The following is a 24,210-nucleotide window of genomic DNA, read 5'->3' as shown; positions in this document are numbered from 1 at the left end:
GCCGAACTGCCTCCCCGCTGCCGACGCTCTTCTCTTGTTCAAGCGTCGCCCAGCGCCGCTTGCAACTGATTCGCGGCAATTCCCGGCCGCGGCCGGCGAATGCCCTCTTACGCAGTTGCACCATCCCCTCCAGCTTGCGACGCATCCGTCGCCGGCGGCACTTCGGGGGTTTTGGGAATTCCTTTCCGCTCCACGCCGCCTGGCGTATAATTCGCGCTGTCGCACTAAGCTGTTGCCATCGGTCGACTTAACGCTAGATGCACCGCATGATCGAGTCGAACGTACGGAACGTTGCTCCACGCTGTTGGTGGCGCGTCTGCTTGCTACAGCTAATTGTTGCCTGCAGCGTCATCGACGCGGCGGCGGCCCAAGAAGTCGATCCGGGTGCGCGCGACGCCAGCGCAGCGGCCCCGCCCGCTGACGAGAAGACGGGGTCCGACAAGAGCGGCCTCGCTACGCTTGTAGAAGTCCGGCTCCCGCTGGGCAGCGGCGGCGAAGCGCCTCTGAAGCAAACGATCACGCGGGCGCGTGATCGCCTGATTGCGGAAGCCCGCCAGCGCGGCGACGGCCGACGCCCCATCTTGGTCCTCGAGTTCGTCCCCGCCGGCGGGGCCGAAGGGGCAGGTAGCCAGTTTGAAACTGTTCTCTCCCTCGCGCGCTTCCTCGAGAGCCGCGAGATGTCCGACGTCAAGACAGTCGCCTGGATTCCGCGCACCATCCGGGGGCACGGTGTGCTGGCCGCCATTGCGTGCGAAGAGATCGTCATGGCCGCCGACGCCGAACTTGGCGAAGCGAGCGCCGACGAACCGGCCGACCAGGCCGTCAGCCGCACTGTCGTCGAAGCCTACCGCGAGATTGCCGACGCCAAACGAACCATCCCCGTGGCCCTGGCCGTCGGGATGATCGACCCCGCCGTCGAGGTCGTGCAGATCGAGAGCGAGGATGGCGTTCGCTTCTTACTCCGCGACGAAGTTGAGGCCTTTCGCGCCGACAACGAGGTCATCACCGAGCGGGTGCTCGTGCCCGCTGGCTCGGTGGCGCGTTTTACTGGTCGCGAGGGGCGACAGTACGGCTTTGTGAAATACTTAGGCGCCGAGAAGCCAGATGTGGCCAAGGCGTTGTCCACTCCGGTCGAGTCGCTGGAAGTCAATCAGTCGCTGCTGGCCGACTGGGATCCCGTCATGCTGACTGTCCGCGGAGAAATCACGCCAGGCCAAGTCAGCCAGCTCTCGACCTTGCTCAACGACAACATCGCCAGCGGCGCCAACTGGATCGGCATCCGCGTCGACAGCGTCGGCGGCGATCTCGACGCGTGCATCACGCTCGCCAATCAGTTGGCTGAACTCGATCCGAACGCCGTACGCACGGTCGCTTACGTACCGGTCGAGGCGAAAGGGGGCGCGGCGATCGTCGCCCTCGCGTGCGATCAACTCGTCATGGCTCCCGATGCGTTCATCGGGATCGGCCCCCACCTCGCGGAGGTCGGCGGCGACGACAACCGGAATCTCCCGCCGCAACCGCGCCGCCGTCGCGGGTTTAAGCCCCAACGCGACGAGCAAGACCCGGTCGCGCTCCGCGCCGCGGTCGCCTCCGCCGAAATCAGCCTGCAAAGCTCGCTTGCCGCCAAGACCAATCGGAGCTGGTCGCTGTTGGCGGCCATGATCGATCCCAAGGTTGAACTCTTCGAGTACCGACAGAAGGAAACCGGCGAAGTCCGCTGGATGAGTCCCGAAGAAGCGGGCCAGTTACGCGACGCCGCGAACTGGACGCAAGGCGCCGCGCTCCACGCCGGCAATCAGCCCCTCGCGCTGCGCGGCACGGAAGCGCTGGAGTCGGGCATCGCGTTCCAAACGGTCGACAGCTTCGATCAACTTGAGCGTCTCTACGGCCTCGATCAGGTGGCCTTCGTCGAACCGAATTGGGCGATGAAGCTCGTCCATGCCCTCGCCTCGCCAACGCTCGCCACCTTTCTGCTGATGCTGGGCTTGGTCGGCATGTACATCGAATTAAAAACCCCTGGCGTCGGCGTTGGCGGCGTGGTCGCGACGCTCGCGTTCCTGCTTTTCTTCTGGAGCAAATCGCTCGAGGGGACCGCCACCTCGCTCGAAATCGTCATGTTCGTCGGCGGCATCGTGCTGATGCTCATCGAGATCTTCGTCGTTCCCGGGGTCGGCGTCTTCGGCCTGACCGGCGGCCTGATGGTCATCTTCTCGCTGGTGCTGGCGAGCCAGACGTTCACCTTCCCTCGCAGCGGCGCCGAAATGGACGAGATGCGCCGCTCGATGTCGATCGTCGTCGGCGCGGGCATCGGCGTGATTGGCTTGGCAATCGCGATGCGCCGATTTCTGCCCAAAGCCCCCATCTTCAATCGGCTCGTCCTCGAACCGCCGCCGCCCGAGGAACGCATCACCCTCTCGCATCGCGAGGCCCTAGCCGACTACTCCCACCTGATCGGCGTTACCGGGGAAGCGATGACCGATCTACGTCCCGGCGGGCGGGCGCTGGTCGGCGGACAGCTGATTGACGTCATCGCCGAGGGCGTGCCGCTTGATCGCGGCGCGAACGTCGTGGTCGTCGAGGCGCATGCCAACCGCGTGCTCGTTCGCGCGGTGACGTGAACCTGATCAAACTGTCCGTGGTCAGTTGTCAGTTGCTTTCGATCGAGGCCCGGCGCCGGCGCCGGCGACAGCAGCAACTGACGACGGACCACGGACAACTGACGCTAGCCATGGTAGAATGCCCTGCGTCGGGAGAGGGGCAACGTCAGTCGTCAGAAAACCGCCTACCTTATGAATCTGCTTGATCCAATCGGCTGGGCCATTGTGCTACTGGTGGTTGGTTGCGGCTTCTTGATCCTGGAAGTCTTCATCCCCTCCGGCGGGCTGCTCAGCTTCTTCGCCTTCGTCGCCCTCGTGGCGAGCATGATCGTGGCGTTCAATCGGAACCTCACCACCGGCCTGAGCTTCATGGCGATCGCCCTGCTGGCCGTCCCGCTGGCCGTCGGCGTGGCGTTTATGCTCTGGCCCAAGACCCCCATGGGCAAAGCGATCCTCGGCGAACTTCCCAGCGAAGAGGAAACCCGGCCCGACGATCCGCGCCGCTCGCTGGTCGGCCGCGTCGGCGTTGCTCAGTCGCTGATGCTTCCCAGCGGCGCCATTTTGATCGACGGCAAGTTGATCGACGCCGTCAGCCAGGGGATCGCCATCGATCCCGGCCAACCGGTGGTCGTGGTCGAAGTGAAGGCCAACCGCGTCATGGTGCGACCAGCCGGCGCCGCCGAGACCCAGGCCGCCGCCTTCGAGTCTGACGACGTTCTCTCGCGCCCGATTGAAGAATTCGGCTTCGATTCCCTGGAAGATCCGCTCGCCTAAAGCGATAAGCTAGTAACCGCGGGCGGGCGCCGGAGTGGCGAGGACGACTAACCGCCAAGGCACGAAGGGCACGAAGACGCACCAAGGAAGAGAACGAAGAAAATGCTTGGGGAGGGGCAGACTTCGTCGTCTGGGTTTTCGCTCTTCCGATTCCTTGCATTCCTTAATGCGTCTTGGCGATCTTCGTAACTTGGTGGTTAATCTTCTCGACCCGCTGCTTTCGACCTTCCTCCCTGCGCGCTGGCGTTTCCGCTATACTTACAAAACTTCTGCAAGCCCCGACTCCCTTCCCGTTGCGGCGGAGTGACTGCCGATGCCAGAGTTTTTCAATTCCAGCGCCTTGTGGCTCGTCCTGTTCTTCGTCGCGCTGGTCTTCATGCTGGTCTTCCTCGCCGTGTTCACACGGTTTGCGAGGCTTTGGGTCCAGTCGGTGATGACCGGCGCCGGCATCGGCATGCTCGACCTGATCCGCATGTGGTTCCGCAAAGTGAACCCCACCGTCATCACTCGCACCAAGATCATGGCGGTGCAAGCCGGTCTCGACGAAGAGGAAGAGATCTCCACCAAGGCTCTCGAGGCCCACTACATGGCAGGCGGCAATGTGCCGCTGGTGATTCGCTCGATGATCGCCGCCCGCAAGGCGAAGATCATCGACCTCTCCTTTCGCCGCGCCACCGCGATCGACCTCGCCGGCCGCAACATTCTCGAGGCGGTCCAAACCAGCGTTTATCCCCGCGTCATCGACTGCCCCCCCCAAACCGGCAAACGGATGACCCTCGACGCCGTCGCCAAGAACGGCATCCAGCTCAAGGTGAAGGCCCGCGTCACCGTTCGCGCTAATCTCGACCAGCTCATCGGCGGCGCCACTGAGGAAACGATCGTCGCTCGCGTCGGCGAAGGGATCGTCAGCGCCATCGGCTCCGCGGAAACGCATGCCGAGGTTCTGGCCAATCCCGACCGCATCTCGCGCGCCGTGCTCGCGCGTAAGCTCGACTCGCAGACGGCGTTTGAGATCGTCTCGATCGACATCGCCGACATCGACGTCGGCGACAACATCGGCGCCCGGCTGCAAGCCGATCAGGCCGAAGCCGATACCCGCGTCGCCCGCGCCCAGGCCGAAGGCCGCCGGGCGATGGCCGTCTCGCAGGAGCAGGAGTATCTCGCCGGCATCGAAGAGAACCGAGCGAAGCTCGTCGAGGCCGAGGCCGAAATCCCCAAGGCCATGGCCGACGCCTTCCGCAGCGGCAAGCTCGGCATCCTCGATTACTACAAACTGAAGAACGTCCAAGCCGATACCGATATGCGTGAGTCGATCGCCGGCACCGGCACGGTGCGAACCGCCACTGCGAATTAGCCCGCCTTGATGCTGAACGCCCATTACCTGCCGCTCGCCGATCTCGCGGATACCCTCCGCGTGGTGATGCCGATCATCTTCGTGGTGATCTACGGCGTTGCGCACCTCGTCGGCGCGTTGCAGCAAGAGAAGAAGAAACGGGAGCAGCGGCCCCCGCAGCGCGACCCGCTGGAACTTGAATTGGACCGGCCGCAGCGCGCCGGCGGCGTCCCCGAGCGCGCCGAACCCGTCCGCGGCAAGCCGGCGACGCTTGAAGAAACGCTCCGCCGCGAGGTCGAGGAATTTCTCAAACGGGCGCAGGGCCAACCGTCGACGCCGCCACAGGCCAAGCGACCTCCCGGCCCGCCGCGCCAGCGCTCCAGCGCGCCGCCGCAAAAGTCTCGTCCCCAGCAATCTGCCGAGCCCCCGACGCGCCGGCTCGTCGACGATCCCCAATCGGTCACCAACCGCAAGACGGACCCGGTTCTAGAGGTCGTCCGCACCGGCGCCCCCACCGGCGCCGCGGTCGACGCCTACGTCGCCGAGCAGATGCGCGGCGTCGCCGCCATCGGCCAGCACGCGCAGCGGCTCGGCGAAGAAGTGGCGCAAGCCGACGATCGGATGCAGGCCCAGCTGCAGCAAAAATTCGATCACCGCGTCGGCACCCTCGCGCCCAGTTCCGCCTCGACCATCTCGCCGCAAGACGTCAGCCCCGGCAGCAGCGCCGCCCGCGCGTTTCGCGAGCTCCTCGCCCGACCCGGCGGCATGCGGCAAATGGTCATCGCCAACGAAATCCTCCGCCGTCCCGAAGAACGCTGGTAACAGCGCGTCAACCTGAGCGGAGCGAAGGATCTGGCGAATCGCACGAGCTTCTAGATTCTTCGCGGAGTTGATCCTGAGCAGAGCGACGGGCCAGAATAATCTGAGTTGCTAACCATCATCCCCATCAGGCGCCCCCCATGCCCCTCTACGAATTCGTCTGCCGCGATTGCCAGCAAGAACAGGAACTCCTCGTTCGGGGCGACGAAACCCCGGCGTGCCAATCTTGCGGAGGCGTTCACCTGTCGAAGCTCCTCAGCGTCCCGGCCGCCCACCTCGCGGGCGAAGCCGGCTCGCGACCCATGTCGGGCCCCTCCGGCGGCAGTTGCGGCACGAGTTGCGGTTGCCATCCCCACTAGCACGCTCCCCGACCAATTCAGCCCCTGGCTCCGCCAGGGGGTCGGTTGCCACACCAATAGGCGTTGTCCCGCGTTGTGATCTACCCCCCGGCGAAGCCGGGGGCTGAAGGTGGCTTACCCCGCCGCCCGCCTGTGGCAAATCCTCGCCGCGCCGCCGCGACCCGTCGCCGTATAATCCCTAGGACTGGTCGCCCGCACGGCTGGCAAACCCGGGCCGTGGGCCGGCAAAGTTTGACACCCTTTTCCGACCCTGATTATACTGCGGTACTACAGGGGATATCTCCTGTCGTGACAGCGATTTGCAGCGAGACTAGCCGCGTCCGCGGGGCCGGCTCGGAACAGTCTAGGCAGCGCCCGCCGCTCAGGTGACTTGACCCGTCGCCGTGCGTGCGGGGCATCGGATGCTCTGCGTGCCATTGGAGGCCGTTCGAGCGGTTTGGAGTGAACCGCTCGAAGGCGCGTTGGAATCGTGGCTGCTTGTTGGCGGCGACGCTCCTAATTGGAAAGTGCATCGATGAATCTGCTCGGCAAGATCTTCACCGTCCTCATCCTGCTGGCGAGCGTCGCGCTCATGATCATTGCGATGTTCGTCTATTCGACGCACCGCAACTGGCAGGACGCCTACAACCAACTCAACACCAAGTTCCAAGCCGCGACCGCTGCGAACGCCAATGCCGAAGCGCAGTATCTCGCCCAGATCAGCCAACTGAAGAGCGAGCAATCCGCCGCCGTCCAAGACGTGGCCAAGCTCGAAACCGAGCGGAACCTCATCGTCAGCCAGAATCAGGCGATCCAAAAGGAAGTCGACGAACTCCGCCGCGACCAGGCCCAAAGCGTCGCCCTCGTCAAGGCGACCGAAGAGAACATCAACCGTCTGACTCAGGAAGTCACCGGCCTCCGCGACTCGATCCGCGTCGCTCAGCAGGAGCGGGACGAGCAGTTCCACACGACGCTCAAGGCGACCTCGGAACTACACTCAGTCGGCGGTCAGCTGCAACAGCTTGAAGAGCGAAGCTCGCAGATCGTTGCCCAACTGGCCGACGTCACCGCCAAAGCGACCGAAGGGGGCGTCGACCTCCAAGGCGAGTTTGTTCCCCGCGTGCGCGGCAAGGTCAGCAAGCTGCGCCGCAGCACCGAAGGCCTGCTCATCGAGATCACCGTCGGCGCCGACGACGGCATTCGGCCCGGCCAAAACATCGAAATCTTCCGCGGCGATCGTTACCTCGGCCGCGCCGAGATTATGCGGGCCGATCCCGATCGCGCGGTCGGCCGCATCCTCCGCGAATTCCAGCAAGGTCAGATCCAAGAGAACGACGATGTCGCAACCAAGCTTCGAGTCGGCTAGCCCCGCGCCCACCGTCCTCACGAAGAAGTCGGCCTGGAACATCTACACGGCCTTGCTGCTCATTTCGCTGGTCGCGTTGATGATGGCGGCGCTCTTCTTCTATCTCGAAATCCGCCAGTACGGCGGCTTCGGGAACGTGAAGGGACCGACCAGCATGAGCGTCCCGGCCACGTCGGGCGCGGTCGCCACGCTCTGGTCCTAGCGGGGCCTTGTAGCCCCTGGCTCCGCCAGGGGGTCGGCCGCCATGCCGATTGGCTTCGTCGCGCGTAGCGCCACCCCCGGGCGAAGCCCGGGGCTAAAAATGCGCTACGCCGAGGTATCTGGCGTCGCCGCCCGTCCCCCCAGATCGCGATCCAGATCCAACAGCGCCGAAGGATCGTCCTTCACCATCTTGAACTTGTGGACCACCTCGCGGGACGTCTTTTCTTCCTCGACCTGCTCGGTGATAAACCATTCCAGTTCCACGAGCGCCGCAAACGCCTTTTCGTGGAAGGCGAGCTCGTAAAGGCGATCGATCTGCTCGGTCACCTTCATTTCCTGCTCCAGCGCCTTTTCGAAGACGCTCGCCACCGACGCGAACTTCTGCTCCGGCGCCGCGATCGCTTTCAGCTTGATCGGCGCATTGCGGGCGAGCAAGAAATCATACAGCCGCATCGCATGGGCGTATTCTTCCTGGCTCTGAATACGCAGCCAGCTCGCACAGCCGACAAACTGCTCATGCTCGCACCAGGCCGCCATCGAGAGGTATTGGTACGACGAGAAGAGCTCGTAATTGATCTGATCGTTGATGGCGTCTTGCACCACGGCGTTAAGCATGATGGAATCTCCGCGGTTGGCGTGTGTGAATATGTCATCCTGAGCGAAGCGAAGGATCTAGCGTCGCAAACGAGCTTCCAGATTCTTCGCGATGCTCAGAATGACAAAAAGGTGGCGAGTCGAACAATTTCGGCGCTCAAGAATTGTAAGTCGTTGTCGGACGTTTGACGACGGCGGCATAAGCGCAAAACAGAGGCCCGCGCCGCGTGAGCGCAAAAAACGAGGCTCGCCGTCTGCTGACAGCGAGCCTCAATCTCAATAAGCCGCGGCTCTGCCCAGGAGGTTTGGGCGCCGCGGCCAATTCTCGTTCGAACGCGTTGGCGCCGCGTTCATTCGCCAAGTGGGCCCGACTGGAGTCGAACCAGCACGCCCTTGCGGGCACAAGGCCCTCAACCTTGCGCGTCTGCCAATTCCGCCACGAGCCCTTGGAGATCCAGCCGCCCCAGGCGATTTCCGCCCAGCGCGGCCAGATTCGGTAGTCTACCTTGCCCCCGGCCAACGTCAACCCAACCGCCGCGGGCCAGCGGCCAGCCGGAGCGACATTCAAAGAGAGACGGGAAATTCGAATGAGGAGATGGATCAGCATGTCGCCATAGCTCCCCATTCCCCATTTTGGGCCTAGGCCTACTTCGCGTCCGCGGCCGCGTCCGCCGGCGTCTCGCCCGACTCAACCTTCTTTTCTTCGGCGGCCGCCGGCTTCTTCTCCTCCATCGTTTGCCGCTCACGCCATGGCTTTTTCGCCTCGAAGCTCGCCAGCTCCGCCTGCAACTCTTTCGCCAGCTCGTTGACCTTTTCCTCATTCCCCGCGGCAGCGGCGGCGGCCCGTTGCTTTTCGAAGGTCTCGAAGGCCTTTCGCGACCACTCGGTCGCTTTGTCGAAGTCGCCCGACTCGGCATAGGCGGCCGCCAAGGTGCTCAAAATGTGCGACTCCTGGTATTCGGTCTCTTCGCAGGCCTTCGACGCCAGTTCCACCGCGAGCTTGCCGTCGCGCACGTCGTCGTCAGGCGACGTCGCCAGCACCCACGCGTAGTTGTTCAGCATCCCCGACTCGGTCGGTTCCACCTCGAGCGCCTTCTTGAAGTCGGCCACCGCCTTGGCGTGCTCGCCGATGCTCAGGTATGCGTCGGCCCGTCCCCGCAGCGCGGCGAAATTGTCGTCATCTTCCTCGAGCAACTCGGTGTAGGCCGCAATCGCTTCACGCGGCTGATTGGCGAACTGGTAGTAGAGCGCCAGCTGCAACTGAAATTCCGGCTGCGCTTCTTCATCGTCCGTCAATTTCTTCAGCTCTTCGATCGCTTCCGGAAAACGCTCCATGCTCGCCAGCGTCTGCGCCTTGAGTCCATGAGCGACGGTCAGTTCCGGGTTAGCCTTGATCACCGACTCGATGTCAGCCAGCGCCAGGTCGTACTGCTTGTTGTTGAGGTACGCTTCCGAACGGTGAATCAGCGGCAACACCAAATTCGGCTGCATGTTCAGCACCTTGGTGAATTGCTCAATCGCCTGCGGATAGTCCCCCTTCATGCGATACAGCTCGCCTCGTTGCTGGTAGATGCCGGGGGCCGAGGGGGCCAGCTCCGCCGCCTTGTCGAGCGCCGCGAGCGCTTCGTCGAACTTCGCCTGCTCGCGCAAGAGCGACGCCTTTACCAGGTACGAACCTGCGACGTCGGGATGTTGCGTTATCACCGCGTCGATGTCCGCCACCGCCTCGTCGTACTTCTTCTGGCCGTTGTAGAAGTCGGCCCGCGCTAGCAGGTGTTCCGGGTTATCGGCGTCGAGTTCGATTGCCTTATTGAAATCGGCCAGCGCCTTTTCGGGATCGGTCGGCGCCAGCAGCTTGCCGCGCATCACCAGCGATTCGGCGCGCATCTTGGGCGGCAGCGCGTCGACGGCTTCGTCGTCGAACACATCGTTCAGCAACTCAAGCGCTTCCTTAGGGTCGCCCCCCGGCATCGTCAGCAATTGGGCCAACAGCACCTTGGCCTGGGCGGGCGCATTGTCATACTCCACCACCCGCTGCAAATCGGTGACCGCGAGTCCCCGCACCTTCTGCAAGTCGCCGTCATTAAGTCGCCCCGGCGGCGCCGCCTGGATCACCGCCGCGAGCTGGGCCGCCCGCTGCATCAGCGCTTCGACCAGCATCTCCTCGGCGAAATCATTGTTCTCGACGTCGAGCCCTTTCTCGATCGCCGACTCCAGCAGCTCCACCACCTTGTTGAGATCCCGCATGTCTTCCGCGGTCACCTTGACGCGCAGCGCCTCGTCGAAATCGGCTTGGCCGTCTCCTTCAGCATGAGCGGGGCGGACGGCCAGCGACGAGCAAACGACGAGCGACATGGCCCACAGCCAGGGGCGACGAATCATGGGAACCTCTTCGGCAGAAATGTCAGCTCCGGCGACGCTTCAATCCGCCTCGCCGGCGGGAGTTTCAGACTTCCCCATTATTGCGGGTTTCACCCCGTCTGGCCACGCGAGTCTCGCAGGGCAGGGGGTCGGGGACCTTTTGCCGCTGGAGGCGCACCACTTCTGGCAACGTCACCAGTGGCAAAAGGTCCCCGACCCCTTCCGCGCCTCGGCCCCAGCGCGGCACAATACGCGCATGGACGTAATCAACATCGCCGACGCCCCGCCATTCACGACCAAAGACGGCTCCGAAATCCGCGAGCTGCTGGCCCACCGCAATTCGGTGATTCGCAATCAGAGTCTCGCCGAAGCCCGCATCCCGCCCGGCGAAGCAACCGCCCCGCATTACCACCCGGAGGCCGAAGAGATTTATTACCTGCTCGCCGGCCGCGGGCGCATGCAGATCGAGGGGGAAATCCGCGAAGTCGGCCCGGGTGACGCCATCGCCATTCCGCCGGGACAACGCCACCAAATCACCACGATCAGCGACGAACCCCTACGCTTTCTCTGCTGCTGCGCGCCATGCTACGAACACGCCGACACCGTCATGGTCGACAACTGGCCCTAGCGGCTTACGTTACTCAGCGAGCCGGGGCGCCCCCGCCCCCGGCGCCAAAAAAATTCAACCACGGAGGCGCCGAGAGCACAGAGACGAACTAGGCAGTGCGCAGCTTGTCGCATCGCGATTATCTTCTCCGTGATCTCCATGCCTCCGTAGTGAAATTTCCAAATCATCAATCCCAAATCATCAATCGAATTCGGAGTCTTCTCATGTCTTTCCGCACCGAACGCGACACCATGGGCGAAATGCAAGTCCCGGCCGACGCGCTCTACGGCGCGTCGACGGCACGCGCCGTCGACAACTTTCCCGTCTCGTTCGAACCGGTGCCCGCCTCGGTCATTCACGCATTCGGCTATCTCAAGGCCGCCTGCGCCGAGGCGAACCGCGAACTTGGCAAGCTCGACGACCAGCTTGCCGACGCCATTGTTTCGGCTTCGCTCGAAGTCGCCAAAGGAGAACACGACAAGCACTTTCCGGTCGACATTTATCAGACCGGTTCCGGCACCTCGACCAACATGAACGCCAACGAGGTGATCGCCAATCTCGCCAACCTGCGGCGCGGCATCGGCCTGGGCGCCAAGAACGAAAAGGGCGCCGTCCATCCCAACGATCACGTTAACATGGGCCAGTCCTCCAACGACACGTTTCCCGCCGCGATGCACATCGCCGGCGCGGTGCAGATCAAGGAGACGCTGATCCCCGCGCTCACGCGCTTCGCCAACGAACTCGAAGCGAAGGCCAAGGAGTGGGACGACATCGTCAAGATTGGTCGGACGCATTTAATGGACGCCACCCCGATCCGCGTCGGGCAGGTCTTCGCCGGCTACGCGGCCCAGGCCCATTACGCCGTCGTCCGCGCCGGCCGCGCGCTGGCGTGGCTGGAAGAAAACATGCCCATCGGCGGCACCGCCGTCGGCACCGGCATCAACACGCATCCTGAGTTCGCCAAGCGCGTCTGCGCCGCTCTCGCCAAGCAGCTCAACGTCGACTTCCAAGAAGCCGACAACCACTGCGAGGCGCAAGGAGCCAAGGACTCGTTCGTCGCGGCCCACGCCGAACTCAAGACGATCGCCGTCTCGATGACCAAAATCGCCAACGACATCCGCTGGCTCGGCAGTGGTCCGCGTTGCGGCCTCTTCGAACTCCTGCTCCCCGAAACGCAGCCCGGCAGTTCGATCATGCCGGGCAAGGTGAACCCTGTCATCGCCGAATCGATGATGATGGTCTGCTGCCGAGTCATCGGCAACGACGCCGTCGTGACCACCTCGGCGCTGGGCGGCGTCGGCTCGCTGTTCGAGCTCAACGTCGCGATGCCCGTGATGATCGACGCCTTCATGGAATCAGTGAAGCTGCTTGCCAACGTCGCGAACGTCTTCACCGACAAACTGCTCGTGGGCCTGCAGGTCAACGCCGATCGCTGCAAGGCGTTAATCGATGAATCGCTGATGATGGTCACGAGCCTCGCCCCGGTGCTCGGTTACGAGAACTGCGCGAAGCTCGCCAAGCAGGCGTTCAAAGAAAACAAAACGATCCGCCAACTCGTCAGCGAGCAGAGACTCGTCGAGCCCGCCGAACTCGACCGCCTCCTCGACCCCGACAGCATGACGCGGCCGGGGTGACGCAGCGATTGTTTGCACGCGCTGTCATTTCTGACGGCGCTCCGCTCAGAATGACGCCATCCATGCGATGCTAGCACGCCTGGCAAGCCAGGATAGCTACGCCGCCCTTTCCGATTTTTCTCGCAATTTCGATTACGGCGAGTTTCCGCTGCTGCCGATAGAGATTCAACGCGAACTCGGCGCATCAGCGCGCCCGGTTCCGCGTTGGCTTCTCAATTCGTCGCCCTCTTCGCGGACTCACCCGATATGGAATTCCACTACGCTGCCCGCTTCACCCGCACTTGCGGGGCGTTGCTAGCACTGGGAGTCGCCGCTCACGGCGCGCTGGCCGACGAAACGAACATTTCGTTCGTGACCGCGTCGGACAACGGCATTGAAATCCAAGAACCGGCTGAGCCCGCGGTTGGCGCCAGCGATCTCGTCTTCGCCGACGACGCCGCGCCTGCGCCGGCGCACATTGCTATTCAATCGCCGGCCGCCGCGCCGGCGCCTTCGGCCCAAGGAACGCTTTCGGTCGTTGCCAACCGCGGCGGCCAGGCGCCCCTCAGGCCGATGGTCGAGGACGCTGCCGTCGTCCCGGCGTCCCATCGCCGCGGACAGGTCTTCACCGGCCAAGGTCGCCGGGGTCCCAGCGTCGCCGCGCCGTCGCGCCAGCAGCCCCATCGACAAACGAGTCGGGGCGTCTCGCCACCGGCGCCGTCGGCGCCCACGCCCCCGCCAGCGCCTGCCAAAGGCAGCGCAGCGCACGATGGACTCGTCCGCGCGTACGAGCTCTCACTCTCTGCCCAGAGCGAAGCCGAGTATTCGCAGATCATCCGCGACTGCGCCGACGCCATGCGCGCTGGCGTCAAAGACGAGAATCGCAAGTTCGGCAATGAACTCTCGGCCTGGGCGCTCAATCGGCGCGGTCAGGCCCGCGCTGACCAAGGCCAGTTCGACCTCGCGCTGGCCGACTTCCGCGCCGCGCTGGAGTTCGATCCCAATTGCTGGCGAGCCTACCACAACCGCGGCGTCAGCCTTGCTCAAGCCGGGCAATTCGCCGAGGCCTTCGACGACATCTGTCGTTGCATCACGATCAATCCCAAGTTCGCCAAGGCCTACTCGAATCGGGCCACCCTCTACGTGCAGGCGGGCGACGTGGAGCGCGCCGTCGCGGACTACGAGTCCGCCCTCAGCCAAGACCCGAAGCTCACCCAAGCCCTCGTCGGCTACGGGCGCCTCTGCCACATGACCGGTCGATTAGACGACGCCCTGACGCACTTCAATCACGCCATGGAGCAAGCCGGCGACGTCACTGCCGAAGTCGCCTGTAGCCGCGGCGACTTGCTCGTCGATCTCGGCCGCTACCGCGACGCCCTGCAAGACTACGCCAAGGCGATCGATCTCGATCCGCAGTTCGAACATGCCTACCGCAACGGCGCGTGGTTGCTCGCTACTTGCCCCGACGAATCCGTTCGCGACGCCAACGCCGCGCTCGCCGGGGCCAAGAAGGCGCTCCAGTGCGGCTACGGCGATCGTTGCGCCGCCCTCGACACGCTGGCCGCCGCCCAAGCCAATGCCGGTCAGTACCAAGAGGCGGTCGCCACCATCAGCCAAGCAATCCAAATTGCCCCCGAAGAAGCCCGCGGCGCCTACGAAGAACGCCGCACGATGTACCAAGCGGGCCAGCCGTTTCGCACCGAACCAGTGTCGGAAGTCCAAACGGCCGACTTCGTCGAAGGCTAAACCAGCGAACCGGGGCGTCTCGCCCCCGGCGCGCGTCGCTTTCAAAATCGCGGCATCAATCTCACCGCTGGTCGGGGGGGCGAGGACTCACGCTGTACGGTGACATGCTCCGTGCTGTAGCGCGCACCCGCTAAGGCTACATCAGCCACCAATCCCCCGACCAAATCACCCACGCCCCCAACAATCCGTTGGTCACGGCGTGCGCGGCGACGCAGTCCCAGATGTTCTTTGTCCGGATCATCAGCCACGTCACCAGGCTGAACCAGACAAACGCGGCGAACAATTCGCCCGGGTGCATTAGCATCGGGAACGCCACCGACGTGATCAGCCCCAGCTTGTCGACGCGGCCGAAGGGAATCTTGAACCAGTCAATGTCCATCACGAACCGGATCAAGAACCCGCGAAGGAAAAACTCCTCGATGATCGGCACAATGATCGCCAACCCTAGCAACCGGATCGCCAGGAACTGGTAAGCCCAGCTCGGATTCTCTTTCAGTTGCTCCAGCGGGTTGAACCCAGTTCGCGCCCCCATGTCGACAAGGCTGCCCAGCCCCAGCGGCACCAGCAGCCGCTGCTCCAGCCCCAGCTTGCAGATGCCAATCCAGAGCGCCACGCCGACCACGCCCACGGCGATGCCGATCCAGTTCAGCCGCAGCGGAAAAGACAGGTACCCCGGAATCACCAGAATCATCGCCACCACAGTCGCGATGATCTTGATCGTATAGACCCTCGGGTAGTAAGCGTACGGCATCTGGATGTAGCCGTTCTCGTCGAGCTCCGTCTCCGCGTCGATCACATGCCCGTCGGCATCGCGCCGGAGGCCGTCCTCGCCGACGATGCCGATCGGGTGGCCAAGCTTGCCAACCTTCGGGGTCTCGCCCGGCTTCGCGGGTTGGAATGTCTTCGGCGGCCCCGGCTCGAACATCCCCACCAGCATGTACACGACAAACGGCAGGACAAACGTCAGCGCCGGCCAGCGTCCCCAAATGCCCCGCGGCAACGGCGGGGCCTCTCCCTCGAACAGCCACCGCTTCGATTCCGGAACCCCCGCCGGGATGTCGCTGTCTGCCGATGCTTCCATGGAAATCTGTTCCCCGCAATGAGATAAGAGCCGCGCCGTCCCCATCGCGGGCCGCCGCAGCCTTCTCAGTCTACTCAAAATCGACCTTTGAGATTTACGCCGGGGGGCTTAATCTGTCCCCCCAGCGAATCGGCCCAGCGTGCCACCGCCCCAGCCCCGAAAACCGGCAAAAACCACCCCAGGGGACTAGTCGCCGTTGCACCCCTTCGTAAAAATGTAGGATCGTCCCCGCCCCGGCCGGGTTGCGCTATCGCAGTCGCCTCCCGGCTCTGATCGTTCGTGCTCCCCGGCGACCTGTCACCAGCGCAGGGCAACCGCCGCGGGGCGAACCGCCACGGCTCCATCCGCGTCGTATTGCGCACGCGGCCGAAGGGGCCGGACCGATAACTCTACTTTACTGCCTTTACTGGCGCCTCGACTATGGACCTTCGCAAAGTACGCAACATCGGCATCTCCGCTCACATCGACTCGGGCAAAACCACGCTCAGCGAGCGCATCCTCTTCTATGCCGGTCGCATCCATAAGATCGAAGACGTCCGCGGCGGCGGCGACGGCGCCACCATGGACTTCATGGAGTTGGAGAAGGAGCGCGGCATCACGATCACCTCCGCCGCCACCAGCCTCAAGTGGGAAGGCCACTCGATCAACCTGATCGACACCCCCGGCCACGTCGACTTCACCGTCGAAGTGGAACGCTCCTTGCGCGTCCTCGACGGCGCCGTCCTGGTCCTCTGTTCCGTCGGCGGCGTCCAGTCGCAGTCGATGACGGTCGACCGCCAGATGAAGCGCTACAACGTCCCGCGCCTGGCGTTCATCAACAAGATGGACCGCACCGGCGCCAATCCCGAAAGCGTCACCAAGCAAGTCCGGGACAAGCTCGGCGCCGACGCCGTGATGATGCAACTCCCCATCGGCCGCGAAGACCAGTTCAGCGGCGTCATCGATCTCATCACGATGAAGGCCTACTACTTCGACGGTTCCAATGGCGAAAAGATTCGCACCGAAGCCATTCCCGCCGATCAGGTTGAGGAAGCGGCCGAAGCTCGTACCCACATGCTCGAAGCCCTCTCGATGTACAGCGACGAGCTGATGGAGCTCCTCCTCAGCGAAGGCGAAGTCACCGAGAAGCTGATCCACAAGATCGTCCGCGACGCCACCATCAACCAGGGCTTCACCCCGGTCTACCTGGGGTCCGCCTACAAGAACAAGGGCGTCCAGCTGCTGATGGACGCGGTCACGCGCTACCTCCCCAGCCCGCTCGATCGCAAGTTCGTCGGCATCGATCCGAAGGACCCGACCGCGCGCATCCCCCTCGAGTCCGATCCCGCCAAGCCTTTCGTCGGCATGGCCTTCAAGATCATGGACGACGAGTTCGGCCAACTCACCTTCACCCGCGTCTACCAGGGCACGGTCAAGAAGGGCGAAATGTACTTCAACCAGCGCACCGGTAAGAAAGACCGCTTCAGCCGCATCGTTAAGATGCACAGCGACAAGCGCGAAGACGTCGAAATGGGCGAAGCGGGCGACATCGTCGCCATCATGGGCCTCGACTGCGCCTCCGGCGATACCTACGCCGCCGAGCCGAACTACGCCACGCTCGAAAGCATGTTCGTCGCCGAGCCGGTCATCAAAATGTCGATCAACCCGATCACCCGTGACGGCATGGATCGCCTCTCGAAGGCCCTCCAGCGCTTCCGTAAGGAAGATCCGACGTTCAACGTCTACACCGACGAAGAGACCGGCGAAACGGTCATCGCCGGCATGGGCGAATTGCACCTGGAAATCTACGTCGAACGCATCCGCCGCGAATATAAGGTCGAGGTCGAAGTCGGCGCCCCGAAGGTCAGCTACCGCGAGGCCCCGTCGCAAGACTACGCCTTCGACCACAAGCGCAAGAAGCAAACGGGCGGTTCGGGTCAGTACGGTCACATCAAGGGCACCATGGGCCCGATGACCGACGAAGACCGCGAAGCCGCCGAAGGCGCCGAGTTCCTGTTTATCGACAAGGTCGTCCAGGGACGCATCCCGAAGAACTTCATCCCCGCGATCGAGAAGGGCGTCCGCAACAGCCTCGTGAAGGGCCCCCTGGCCGGCTTCCCGGTGGTGAATTTCAAGTTCCAGCTTGAAGACGGTTCGTACCACGACGTCGACAGCTCCGACATGGCGTTCATGCTCACCGCGCAGGAACTGATGCGCGAGGAGTTCGGCCGCATGAAGCCGGCCCTGCTCGAGCCAATCATGCTCGTGGAAATTGAATGCCCCGAGTCGTTCCAAGGCTCGGTCGTCGGCAACGTCAGCAGCCGCCGCGGGATCGTCAACAACACCGAAACCCACGGCAAGATGTGCAAGATCATCGCCGACGTCCCGCTGGCCGAAACCTTCGGCTACTCGACCGACCTCCGCTCGATGACGCAAGGGCAGGGGACCTTCACGATGGAACTCTCAAAGTACCGTCCGGTCCCCGGCAACATCCAGCAAGAGATCATCGCCGAACGCAAAGCCGAACTGCAGCCCGCCTAAAGCAGGTCGCAGCCGCGGGTCAACGACCCGCCGGAGCGTGTTTCGCCATGAACATAAAGCCGCGGGGTTCATCCCCGCGGCTTTCTTTATGCGCGACGCCACCTACGCACGCCCGGCCAAATCGCCAATCCCACAAACGCGAGCAGCCCATAAACGCGCTCATACCTAATGACCTTCACGAGTCGCGGCGCTGCGCGCTCCCCCAGCCAAGACTCTGGATCGTTGTCCAATGACTCGCCGCCGGCAATCGTCAGTAAAGCCCGAGCCGCTTCCTCGCTCAAACCAGCTGGTAGATCCATCACATGTGCGTCGCAGAACCCGACCATCCGCCAACTCCCGTCAAACGTCGCCGCGATCAATGATTCGTCAACGCTCACATGTCCGTGGGCATCGTTATGCGTTAGCTGCTCGATCGCCTCATCCATCGTTAAATCAACCGGCGCCGTCCAGGGCTTCGTGATCCCCGAATGCTCCAAAATGAGCAGCGTCTGCGAAGAGCCGTCGGCGAGATCCGACCACTTCACCTGCTTGCCTTCAGGCCACGCCGTGGCATCGCCGACGACTGCGACGTAATTAGAAGCGTTCCCAGGCATCTTGCCGAATGGCTCGCCGCCAAGGTCCCGGCACCTCTCGCACCCTTTGCACGAGTAGAAGTAGGGAATCTGGTCCCACAACTTTCGGTTGTTCGGCCCGTCCCAGGGCTCGTCGAAATCGTACTGATCGTAAAGCTGCTTCTGTTCCATGTAGGGCAGGATCAACACTCGCCAGCTGTGCATCGGCTTTCCCTCTGCGTCAGCGACGTAAGCCGGCGGAAACGCTCCGTTGGCGCTCTCGTAGTTGCTGAGCCCGAGCAAGATCTGCTTCAGATTACTCAAGCAGTCGTTTCGCCGCGCAGCGTTGCTCGCATTAGCAATAAACGGCGGAAGCAAAACCAGCGCCGTGAAACCCAACGTTCCAACGAGCGCTAACGGACCGACTCCTCGACGCCCCGAAACGACGTCGTACCAACCGGCAAGAATCAATCCGCCTAAAATTATTCCCGCTACTGGCCCAAACGTCGCCATCGCCGCCGCCAGCAGCGCAAACACGTACGCAATCGTCCCCAACCGAAACTTCACACGTCCCGCCGATCCGCTCGCCATGCCGTAACGCCCATTTAGCCCCGCCCGCTCGCGGCGGGCGCACCGCGCTCACCGCCGCCGCCAACCCGCCCACCGTTCGCGCACCCCGCGCGTGGGCGCCTCCGCAAACAACGACGCAAAATCCCCCGCCGCATAAATCGCATCCACCGCCGCCGACCGCCGCTCGCTCCGCTGCGCGTCGCGGCTATCCCCCGCGGCAATGATCTCTTCCCCGCCTTCCTCCGCAGCGCCGAGCGCCGCCACGGCCGCCGGAACCGCCGCCGATTCACCCGCCCCCATGCCCGGCTCGCCAAAGTGCTCCATCCACACGCCCAAATCCCCGCCCCCAACCTCCCCGCTCGCATCCCCGTCCGCCCCAATCCCCGGCGAAAGCCCCGCGAGCCCAACCTGCCGCTGCCACAACAAGAAGTCCGCCCCGTCGACCACGTCGTTCAAATCGTAATCGCCAGTAACCGCAGGCGTGATATCGGCGCTCCAGATTTCAGAACCAAGCGGGTCAGTCGCAGCAATGAAGTACAGCCTGCCGTTAACTTCAGCAGGTGGCCCAACAGCCCCCCATGCTGCACCGGCAGCAACATCCTTCACAAGCCGCGTCCCTTCCTCGATACCGTCGCTTTTCCAGAATTCGAAGCCATTCACGCCGTCATCGGCGGCAAAATAAAGAGTCCCTCCAATGTTGGTGAGGAAGCTTGGAGAGGAAGCGATATGGGGATGGATACTCTTGACGCGGATAGTTCCTGCTTCTGTCCCATCGCTCTTCCAAAGCTCGGAGCTATTGGCCCCGCCGGAGGCGCTGAAGTAGAGCAGCCCTCCGACATTTGTCAAAGAGCGAGGACCGCTGTACCGGCCGGGGTCGATTTCCTTCACGAGGATCGTTCCGGCTTCGGTACCGTCGCTTTTCCATAGTTCGTATCCGCTTACTCCGTCATTCGCGCGAAAGTACGCCGTCCCGTTGACATCGACCAAATAATCAATATTGGAATTTCCCATGCCGGGACGAATATCCTTCACCCGCACGGTGCCTTCAACGGTGCCGTCGCTCTTCCACAGTCCATCGCCAGTTTCCGACTCATAAGCGCTAAAGTAAAGCGTCCCGGCGATGTTCGTCAATTCTCGGATTGGCGGCGAAGTCGGTCCCGACGCAAATTGCTTCAGCGGAATCGTCCCCGCCTCCGTGCCGTCGCTTTTCCAAAGCCTGAAGCCAGACGCATCGCCCGCGAGAAAATACAAAGTTCCCCCAACGTTCGTTAGATATGTAGGGTACGAACTTTTCGATCCGCCGCGAATGTCCTTCACGATGACCGTCCCGGCTTCTGTGCCGTCGCTCCTCCACAGCTCAAATCCGCTCACTCCGTCATTAACGCGAAAAAAGAGCGTGCCCCCCACCTCTGTCATCTCGCGAACGTCGGAGCCAGTCGCTCCCGCGCGGATATCTTTGACGCGCACCGTCCCAGCCTCGGTACCGTCGCTCTTCCACAACTCGACGCCGCTCACTCCGTCATTCGCGCGAAAATAAAGCGTTCCGCCCACGTTCATGAGAAAGCTGAGCGTGGAGCTTGCTGCGCCGGCGCGAATATCTCTGACTCGAACGGTCCCGGCGCTTGTGCCGTCGCTTTTCCAAAGCTCATCGCCGCTGACGCCGTCAATCGCTCGAAAGAACAAGATGCCGTTGACATTGGTTAGCTCGCGAGCCTCTGAAGAAGAGCCTCCGAAGATGTCTTTCACCAAAACTGTTCCTGCTTCAGAACCATCGCTTTTCCACAGTTCGTAACCACCAGCGCCATCATTGGCGCTGAAGTAAAGCAGTCCTCCGACGTTCGTCAAGAAGCGAGGGCTGTTGTACGGTCCCGGATTGATGTTCTTGACTCGAATAGTTCCGGCTTCAGTGCCATCGCTCTTCCAGAGTTCGTAGCCCGCCGCGTCCACGGCGCGAAAATAAAGCGATCCATTCACGTCTGTCAGTTCACTGATGCTATTCCATTCCCTGGCGGACGGGAAATCCTTCAGCATCATGGTCCCGTCTTCTGTGCCGTCGCTTTTCCAGATATCCACCCCGCCTTCGCCATTCCATGCGAGGAAATAAAGCGCCTGGCCGACCTTAGTTAATTGTCTGACCGCAAAACCGTTCAGACGATTTTCTGCTACCGGAACGGTCCCCGACTCCGTACCATCGCTTTTCCAAAGCTCTGAGCCCGCCTGATCGCCTGAAGCAGAAAAATAGAGTATTCCATCCACGTTTGTTAGGTGACCTGGATAGGAACCATTTGCACCCGCCTTGATATCCTTTACGCGGACCGTTCCACTCTCCGTGCCGTCGCTCTTCCACAGTTCGTAGTCCCGCTCGCCGTCATTAGCTCTAAAGAAGAGCGTCCCGCTAACGTTAGTCAGATAACGAAGCTCGCTGTTTTCCGCGCCAGCGGTGATATCTCTCACGAGGTATGTACCGGACTCCGTGCCATCGCTTCGCCACAGTTCTCCGCCAGCAGTTTCATCTCCGGCGATAAAAAAAACGGCGCCGGAGACGTTCGTTAAGGCGCTAGGGCCGGAGCCGTTTTCGCCTGCCCAGATATCCTTGACCCGAACTGTGCCAGCCTCCGTGCCGTCGCTCTTCCACAGTTCGTAGCCTGCCTCGCTGTCGTAGGCTTGGAAATAGAGCTCGCCCGCGACGTCCGCTAGATGCCGTGGAGTCGCGGTATACGGTCCTCGATCAAAGAATTTTAACCGCTGCGTCCCAGATCCCGTCCCGTCGCTTTTCCAAAGCTCAGCGCCGTAAACGCCGTTATCCGACACCGCGACAATAAAGTAGAGCGTGCCGCCAACGTTTGTTAGATATCGCAGCGACGACGTATCAAACCCGTAGCGAAAGTCTGTGACGCGAACTGTCCCAACTTCCGTGCCATCGCTCCTCCAGAGATCGAAGCCATAGAGTGGAGAACTCGCAGTGAAGTAAGAAACCCCGCCGACTTCGACAATGTTTGCAGGATGCGACGATTCGGGATTCAGCGTCGGATTAATATCCTTCAGCAACTCAAAATCAATCGCCAGCATCCGCCGCGATTCAAGCGGCTCAAGCGTTAGCTTGCGCGCCAGCGGCGTGGAATCAGAAGCGAGCGGGCGAAGGCGTCCGTTGAGCATGCGCAAGGCCTTTGGCGAGCAGAATCAGCCGCAGGCCTTCTGCTGCTGAATACAAGTCTGTCTCCGACAAGCCTCCATGCTACCCCTCCCAGCAACAGGGTGCAAACTCCCAGCGTTCCACGGGGTCGGGGACCTTTTGCCACTGGAGGCGCACCATTGAACTGCCGCCCACAAGTGGCAAAAGGTCCCCGACCCCGTCTCGCGCACCATCCTCAAACGCCCTCGCCGTCAACATTCGAGTTTTTCCATCCCTCCCGGTCTTCAATCGAGGTCGCGCCGCACATAGCTCCGCAGTTCTCACAGCACTCGCGTCAATCCCCAATTTTTGGCCACTCCTCCCGACCCAAAAATCCAACAACTTTACTACAGAAATTGGCCACCCAACCCGCTACGGTGGAGCGTTGGTAGCTGCAGCCCGCTTTGCATTCTCTCCGTCCTCTCTGTGCCTCCGTGGTGAAATCGCCATCCGTTAAGCAATTCCAGCACGAATGCCGTTGAGGAAGCTCGGCGGCCGGGACGCTCGCCGTGCCGGCAATGGCCGCAAAAAGTCAACGTTTTGTCCAACCAACCCGGACAAAACGTAACCCGTGGCAGCCGCGAACCCGCGGCGACCAATCAACGCGAGAAAACGAGACCCAAACGCGACCAATCCAGTCACCCGTAGCAAGCACTTAGGTCGAGAATGGAGGGGGTTATGTCACGCTCGATGCACATCGCGATCAGTGACAATTCAGTTGAACCAGATCGCAAACAAGCCCAACTGCCCGCCGAAGAGGCGTTGCAGTTGCCGCCACGTTTCTGCGCTCGTGCTCGGCCCGTCTTCGAGGTAAGGAACAGCCGCGCTCCCTTGGACCCACAGCACCAGATCGAACTCTCGCGGCTCGAAGAAGACTCGCTTCAAATTCAAGTCGCGGTTGTCGCCTGGTCGCCAGTACGGAATCAGCTTCTTGCCTTGAAGAATCAATTCCGCTTCGTCGAGCGCCTCGTGCCAGCCCTCGACCATCCGTCCCGAGACGCGCGCCCCGGGGATTGCAACGTTCTCTTGCTTCGCGCTCGGGATCCACTCGCGATCGTCGTCGGTCTCCGCGGCGATCGCCGCCCAACTCAATCGGCTCTGAGCGATCACTTCGAGCAGATGAGCATGCGACGACTTCAACTTCGCGGCGTCGCTGACCGGCAACTGGATCAAGTGGACGAACGCGACGGCATCGGCAATCGAATTCCAGAGATCGCCGCCGGTGGCGAGCACCACCGGGTTTTTGACCTTCGCCGCGGGAAAGAAAAACTGCGCGGCATTGTCGTGCAGTTTCTGCGAATCGTGGGCGAGGAAGAAATCGCAAAACGCCTGCAGCAGATGGCAGTACCCGCGCAACCAGTTGACGTCGCCTGCGTCGAACGCGATGACGAACTCTTTCACGTCTTCCTCGCCGATCGGCGCCCCGATCGTCATGCCAAAGATACCCCAGAACGACTCCGACTCGCCGGCCGTCCCGTCGCCGTCGATGTCGATACGATACGTCCCGATCGCCAGCGGCAGTTTCACCTCGGCCGACTTGATCGGCGCGAGCGTCTGCTCGGCTTTCGCCAGTTGAGCGGCGAAGTCGCTCACCAGCTGGCGAAAGTCGGCGTTTGTGAGCGGCGTCGGGTGGGGGTTTTCAGGAATGGGCAACCGGACGATTGGCAAGTTCGACTGCCACTCCGGATCGAGCCCGTAGCGATAGAGGCCCTGCACCAGCCCTTCGAAGGCCCGCAGCGCCTGCACCGTACCCAGCGCGAACCGGGCATTCTCATCCTTCGCATCAGCGGCGACGGCCCCCTCAAGCTGCTTCTCCGCGTCAGCCCACTTCCCGGCCACGAGCAACGGCTCGAACGAAGCGACCTCAATCGCTCGCGCCCGCGGGACAAGCAACGTCGGGACGAGAAAAGTCAGCGCAACGACGGCCAAGATCAATCGCATCGCAGCTCTCCCCTCAGCAGCCGCGG

17 protein-coding genes and 1 tRNA gene are annotated in these 24,210 nt (G+C 62.5%); 11 read left to right on the top strand and 7 right to left on the bottom strand.

Going from position 1 to position 24,210, the window contains the following annotated elements; all coding sequences use genetic code 11:
- Positions 1–266: 266 nt before the first annotated feature.
- The 7 genes from I41_RS01835 (at position 267) to I41_RS01805 (ending at position 7,429) form a co-directional block, all read left to right on the top strand.
- Positions 267–2,618 (top strand): NfeD family protein, encoded by a 2,352-nt coding sequence (locus I41_RS01835; RefSeq protein WP_145430374.1) that lies wholly within the window; start codon positions 267–269, stop codon positions 2,616–2,618.
- A gap of 171 nt (positions 2,619–2,789) precedes the next feature.
- The gene (locus I41_RS01830; RefSeq protein WP_145430373.1) at positions 2,790–3,371 is read left to right on the top strand and encodes an NfeD family protein; all 582 of its coding nucleotides are present in this window, start codon (positions 2,790–2,792) and stop codon (positions 3,369–3,371) included.
- Between the two features lie 313 nt (positions 3,372–3,684).
- Complete coding sequence (gene floA / locus I41_RS01825; protein ID WP_145430372.1) at positions 3,685–4,725, top strand: flotillin-like protein FloA; 1,041 nt, start codon at positions 3,685–3,687, stop codon at positions 4,723–4,725.
- A 9-nt stretch (positions 4,726–4,734) separates the two neighbouring features.
- Positions 4,735–5,526, top strand: coding sequence for a hypothetical protein (locus I41_RS01820; RefSeq protein WP_145430371.1), 792 nt, complete (start codon positions 4,735–4,737; stop codon positions 5,524–5,526).
- A 137-nt stretch (positions 5,527–5,663) separates the two neighbouring features.
- Positions 5,664–5,882 carry an FmdB family zinc ribbon protein gene (locus I41_RS01815; RefSeq protein ID WP_145430370.1) on the top strand — a complete coding sequence of 73 codons (219 nt, stop codon included), beginning with the start codon at positions 5,664–5,666 and terminating at the stop codon, positions 5,880–5,882.
- A gap of 514 nt (positions 5,883–6,396) precedes the next feature.
- Positions 6,397–7,227: a hypothetical protein gene (locus I41_RS01810; RefSeq protein WP_145430369.1), complete on the top strand. Its 831-nt coding sequence runs from the start codon at positions 6,397–6,399 to the stop codon at positions 7,225–7,227.
- Positions 7,199–7,429 carry a hypothetical protein gene (locus tag I41_RS01805; protein WP_145430368.1) on the top strand — a complete coding sequence of 77 codons (231 nt, stop codon included), beginning with the start codon at positions 7,199–7,201 and terminating at the stop codon, positions 7,427–7,429. The genes I41_RS01810 and I41_RS01805 overlap by 29 nt, the downstream gene beginning before the upstream one ends.
- Positions 7,430–7,533: 104 nt before the next feature.
- Here the strand turns inward: I41_RS01805 and I41_RS01800 are convergent, their stop codons facing one another.
- The 3 genes from I41_RS01800 to I41_RS01790 form a co-directional block, all read right to left on the bottom strand.
- The gene (locus I41_RS01800; protein WP_145430367.1) at positions 7,534–8,043 is read right to left on the bottom strand and encodes a ferritin; all 510 of its coding nucleotides are present in this window, start codon (positions 8,041–8,043) and stop codon (positions 7,534–7,536) included.
- A gap of 341 nt (positions 8,044–8,384) precedes the next feature.
- Positions 8,385–8,468 (bottom strand) — tRNA-Leu (locus I41_RS01795).
- A 199-nt stretch (positions 8,469–8,667) separates the two neighbouring features.
- On the bottom strand, positions 8,668–10,404 hold the full coding sequence (locus I41_RS01790) for a tetratricopeptide repeat protein (protein ID WP_145430366.1): 1,737 nt from the start codon (positions 10,402–10,404) through the stop codon (positions 8,668–8,670).
- On the opposite strand from I41_RS01790, the gene I41_RS27885 reads away from it, so the two are divergent.
- The 3 genes from I41_RS27885 to I41_RS01775 all read left to right on the top strand — a co-directional run bounded on the left by I41_RS27885 (position 10,403) and on the right by I41_RS01775 (position 14,349).
- A complete protein-coding gene (locus I41_RS27885) occupies positions 10,403–11,011 on the top strand; it encodes a cupin domain-containing protein (protein WP_246133779.1) in 609 nt (202 codons plus the stop codon). The two genes, I41_RS01790 and I41_RS27885, sit on opposite strands and share 2 nt — an antisense overlap.
- Positions 11,012–11,214: 203 nt before the next feature.
- Positions 11,215–12,624 (top strand): class II fumarate hydratase, encoded by a 1,410-nt coding sequence (locus I41_RS01780; RefSeq protein WP_145430365.1) that lies wholly within the window; start codon positions 11,215–11,217, stop codon positions 12,622–12,624.
- 246 nt (positions 12,625–12,870) lie between these two features.
- The gene (locus I41_RS01775; RefSeq protein WP_145430364.1) at positions 12,871–14,349 is read left to right on the top strand and encodes a tetratricopeptide repeat protein; all 1,479 of its coding nucleotides are present in this window, start codon (positions 12,871–12,873) and stop codon (positions 14,347–14,349) included.
- A gap of 136 nt (positions 14,350–14,485) precedes the next feature.
- Here I41_RS01775 and I41_RS01770 read toward each other — a convergent pair whose 3' ends face one another.
- Positions 14,486–15,430: a CAAX prenyl protease-related protein gene (locus I41_RS01770; RefSeq protein WP_168206609.1), complete on the bottom strand. Its 945-nt coding sequence runs from the start codon at positions 15,428–15,430 to the stop codon at positions 14,486–14,488.
- A 420-nt stretch (positions 15,431–15,850) separates the two neighbouring features.
- On the opposite strand from I41_RS01770, the gene fusA reads away from it, so the two are divergent.
- A complete protein-coding gene (gene fusA, locus I41_RS01765) occupies positions 15,851–17,950 on the top strand; it encodes an elongation factor G (protein ID WP_145430362.1) in 2,100 nt (699 codons plus the stop codon).
- An 86-nt stretch (positions 17,951–18,036) separates the two neighbouring features.
- Here the strand turns inward: fusA and I41_RS01760 are convergent, their stop codons facing one another.
- The 3 genes from I41_RS01760 to I41_RS01750 form a co-directional block, all read right to left on the bottom strand.
- On the bottom strand, positions 18,037–19,092 hold the full coding sequence (locus I41_RS01760) for a DUF1559 family PulG-like putative transporter (protein ID WP_145430361.1): 1,056 nt from the start codon (positions 19,090–19,092) through the stop codon (positions 18,037–18,039).
- Positions 19,093–19,140: 48 nt separating this feature from the next.
- Positions 19,141–22,227, bottom strand: coding sequence for an ELWxxDGT repeat protein (locus tag I41_RS01755; protein WP_145430360.1), 3,087 nt, complete (start codon positions 22,225–22,227; stop codon positions 19,141–19,143).
- 730 nt (positions 22,228–22,957) lie between these two features.
- Positions 22,958–24,184, bottom strand: a complete 1,227-nt coding sequence (locus I41_RS01750; RefSeq protein WP_145430359.1) for a hypothetical protein — start codon at positions 24,182–24,184, stop codon at positions 22,958–22,960.
- Positions 24,185–24,210: the final 26 nt, after the last annotated feature.

Source organism: Lacipirellula limnantheis (assembly GCF_007746075.1).
Classification (GTDB): Bacteria; Planctomycetota; Planctomycetia; order Pirellulales; family Lacipirellulaceae; genus Lacipirellula; species Lacipirellula limnantheis.
Note: the sequence above shows the minus strand (reverse complement) of the source record. Positions and strands in the feature narration are given on the sequence as shown.

Coding starts and splice junctions, on each gene's coding strand:
- I41_RS01835 (WP_145430374.1), top strand. CDS start 267: ATGATCGAGTCGAACGTACGGAACGTTGCTCCACGCTGTTGGTGGCGC.
- I41_RS01830 (WP_145430373.1), top strand. CDS start 2,790: ATGAATCTGCTTGATCCAATCGGCTGGGCCATTGTGCTACTGGTGGTT.
- floA (WP_145430372.1), top strand. CDS start 3,685: ATGCCAGAGTTTTTCAATTCCAGCGCCTTGTGGCTCGTCCTGTTCTTC.
- I41_RS01820 (WP_145430371.1), top strand. CDS start 4,735: ATGCTGAACGCCCATTACCTGCCGCTCGCCGATCTCGCGGATACCCTC.
- I41_RS01815 (WP_145430370.1), top strand. CDS start 5,664: ATGCCCCTCTACGAATTCGTCTGCCGCGATTGCCAGCAAGAACAGGAA.
- I41_RS01810 (WP_145430369.1), top strand. CDS start 6,397: ATGAATCTGCTCGGCAAGATCTTCACCGTCCTCATCCTGCTGGCGAGC.
- I41_RS01805 (WP_145430368.1), top strand. CDS start 7,199: ATGTCGCAACCAAGCTTCGAGTCGGCTAGCCCCGCGCCCACCGTCCTC.
- I41_RS01800 (WP_145430367.1), bottom strand. CDS start 8,043: ATGCTTAACGCCGTGGTGCAAGACGCCATCAACGATCAGATCAATTAC.
- I41_RS27885 (WP_246133779.1), top strand. CDS start 10,403: ATGGGAACCTCTTCGGCAGAAATGTCAGCTCCGGCGACGCTTCAATCC.
- I41_RS01790 (WP_145430366.1), bottom strand. CDS start 10,404: ATGATTCGTCGCCCCTGGCTGTGGGCCATGTCGCTCGTCGTTTGCTCG.
- I41_RS01780 (WP_145430365.1), top strand. CDS start 11,215: ATGTCTTTCCGCACCGAACGCGACACCATGGGCGAAATGCAAGTCCCG.
- I41_RS01775 (WP_145430364.1), top strand. CDS start 12,871: ATGGAATTCCACTACGCTGCCCGCTTCACCCGCACTTGCGGGGCGTTG.
- I41_RS01770 (WP_168206609.1), bottom strand. CDS start 15,430: ATGGAAGCATCGGCAGACAGCGACATCCCGGCGGGGGTTCCGGAATCG.
- fusA (WP_145430362.1), top strand. CDS start 15,851: ATGGACCTTCGCAAAGTACGCAACATCGGCATCTCCGCTCACATCGAC.
- I41_RS01760 (WP_145430361.1), bottom strand. CDS start 19,092: ATGGCGAGCGGATCGGCGGGACGTGTGAAGTTTCGGTTGGGGACGATT.
- I41_RS01755 (WP_145430360.1), bottom strand. CDS start 22,227: ATGCTCAACGGACGCCTTCGCCCGCTCGCTTCTGATTCCACGCCGCTG.
- I41_RS01750 (WP_145430359.1), bottom strand. CDS start 24,184: ATGCGATTGATCTTGGCCGTCGTTGCGCTGACTTTTCTCGTCCCGACG.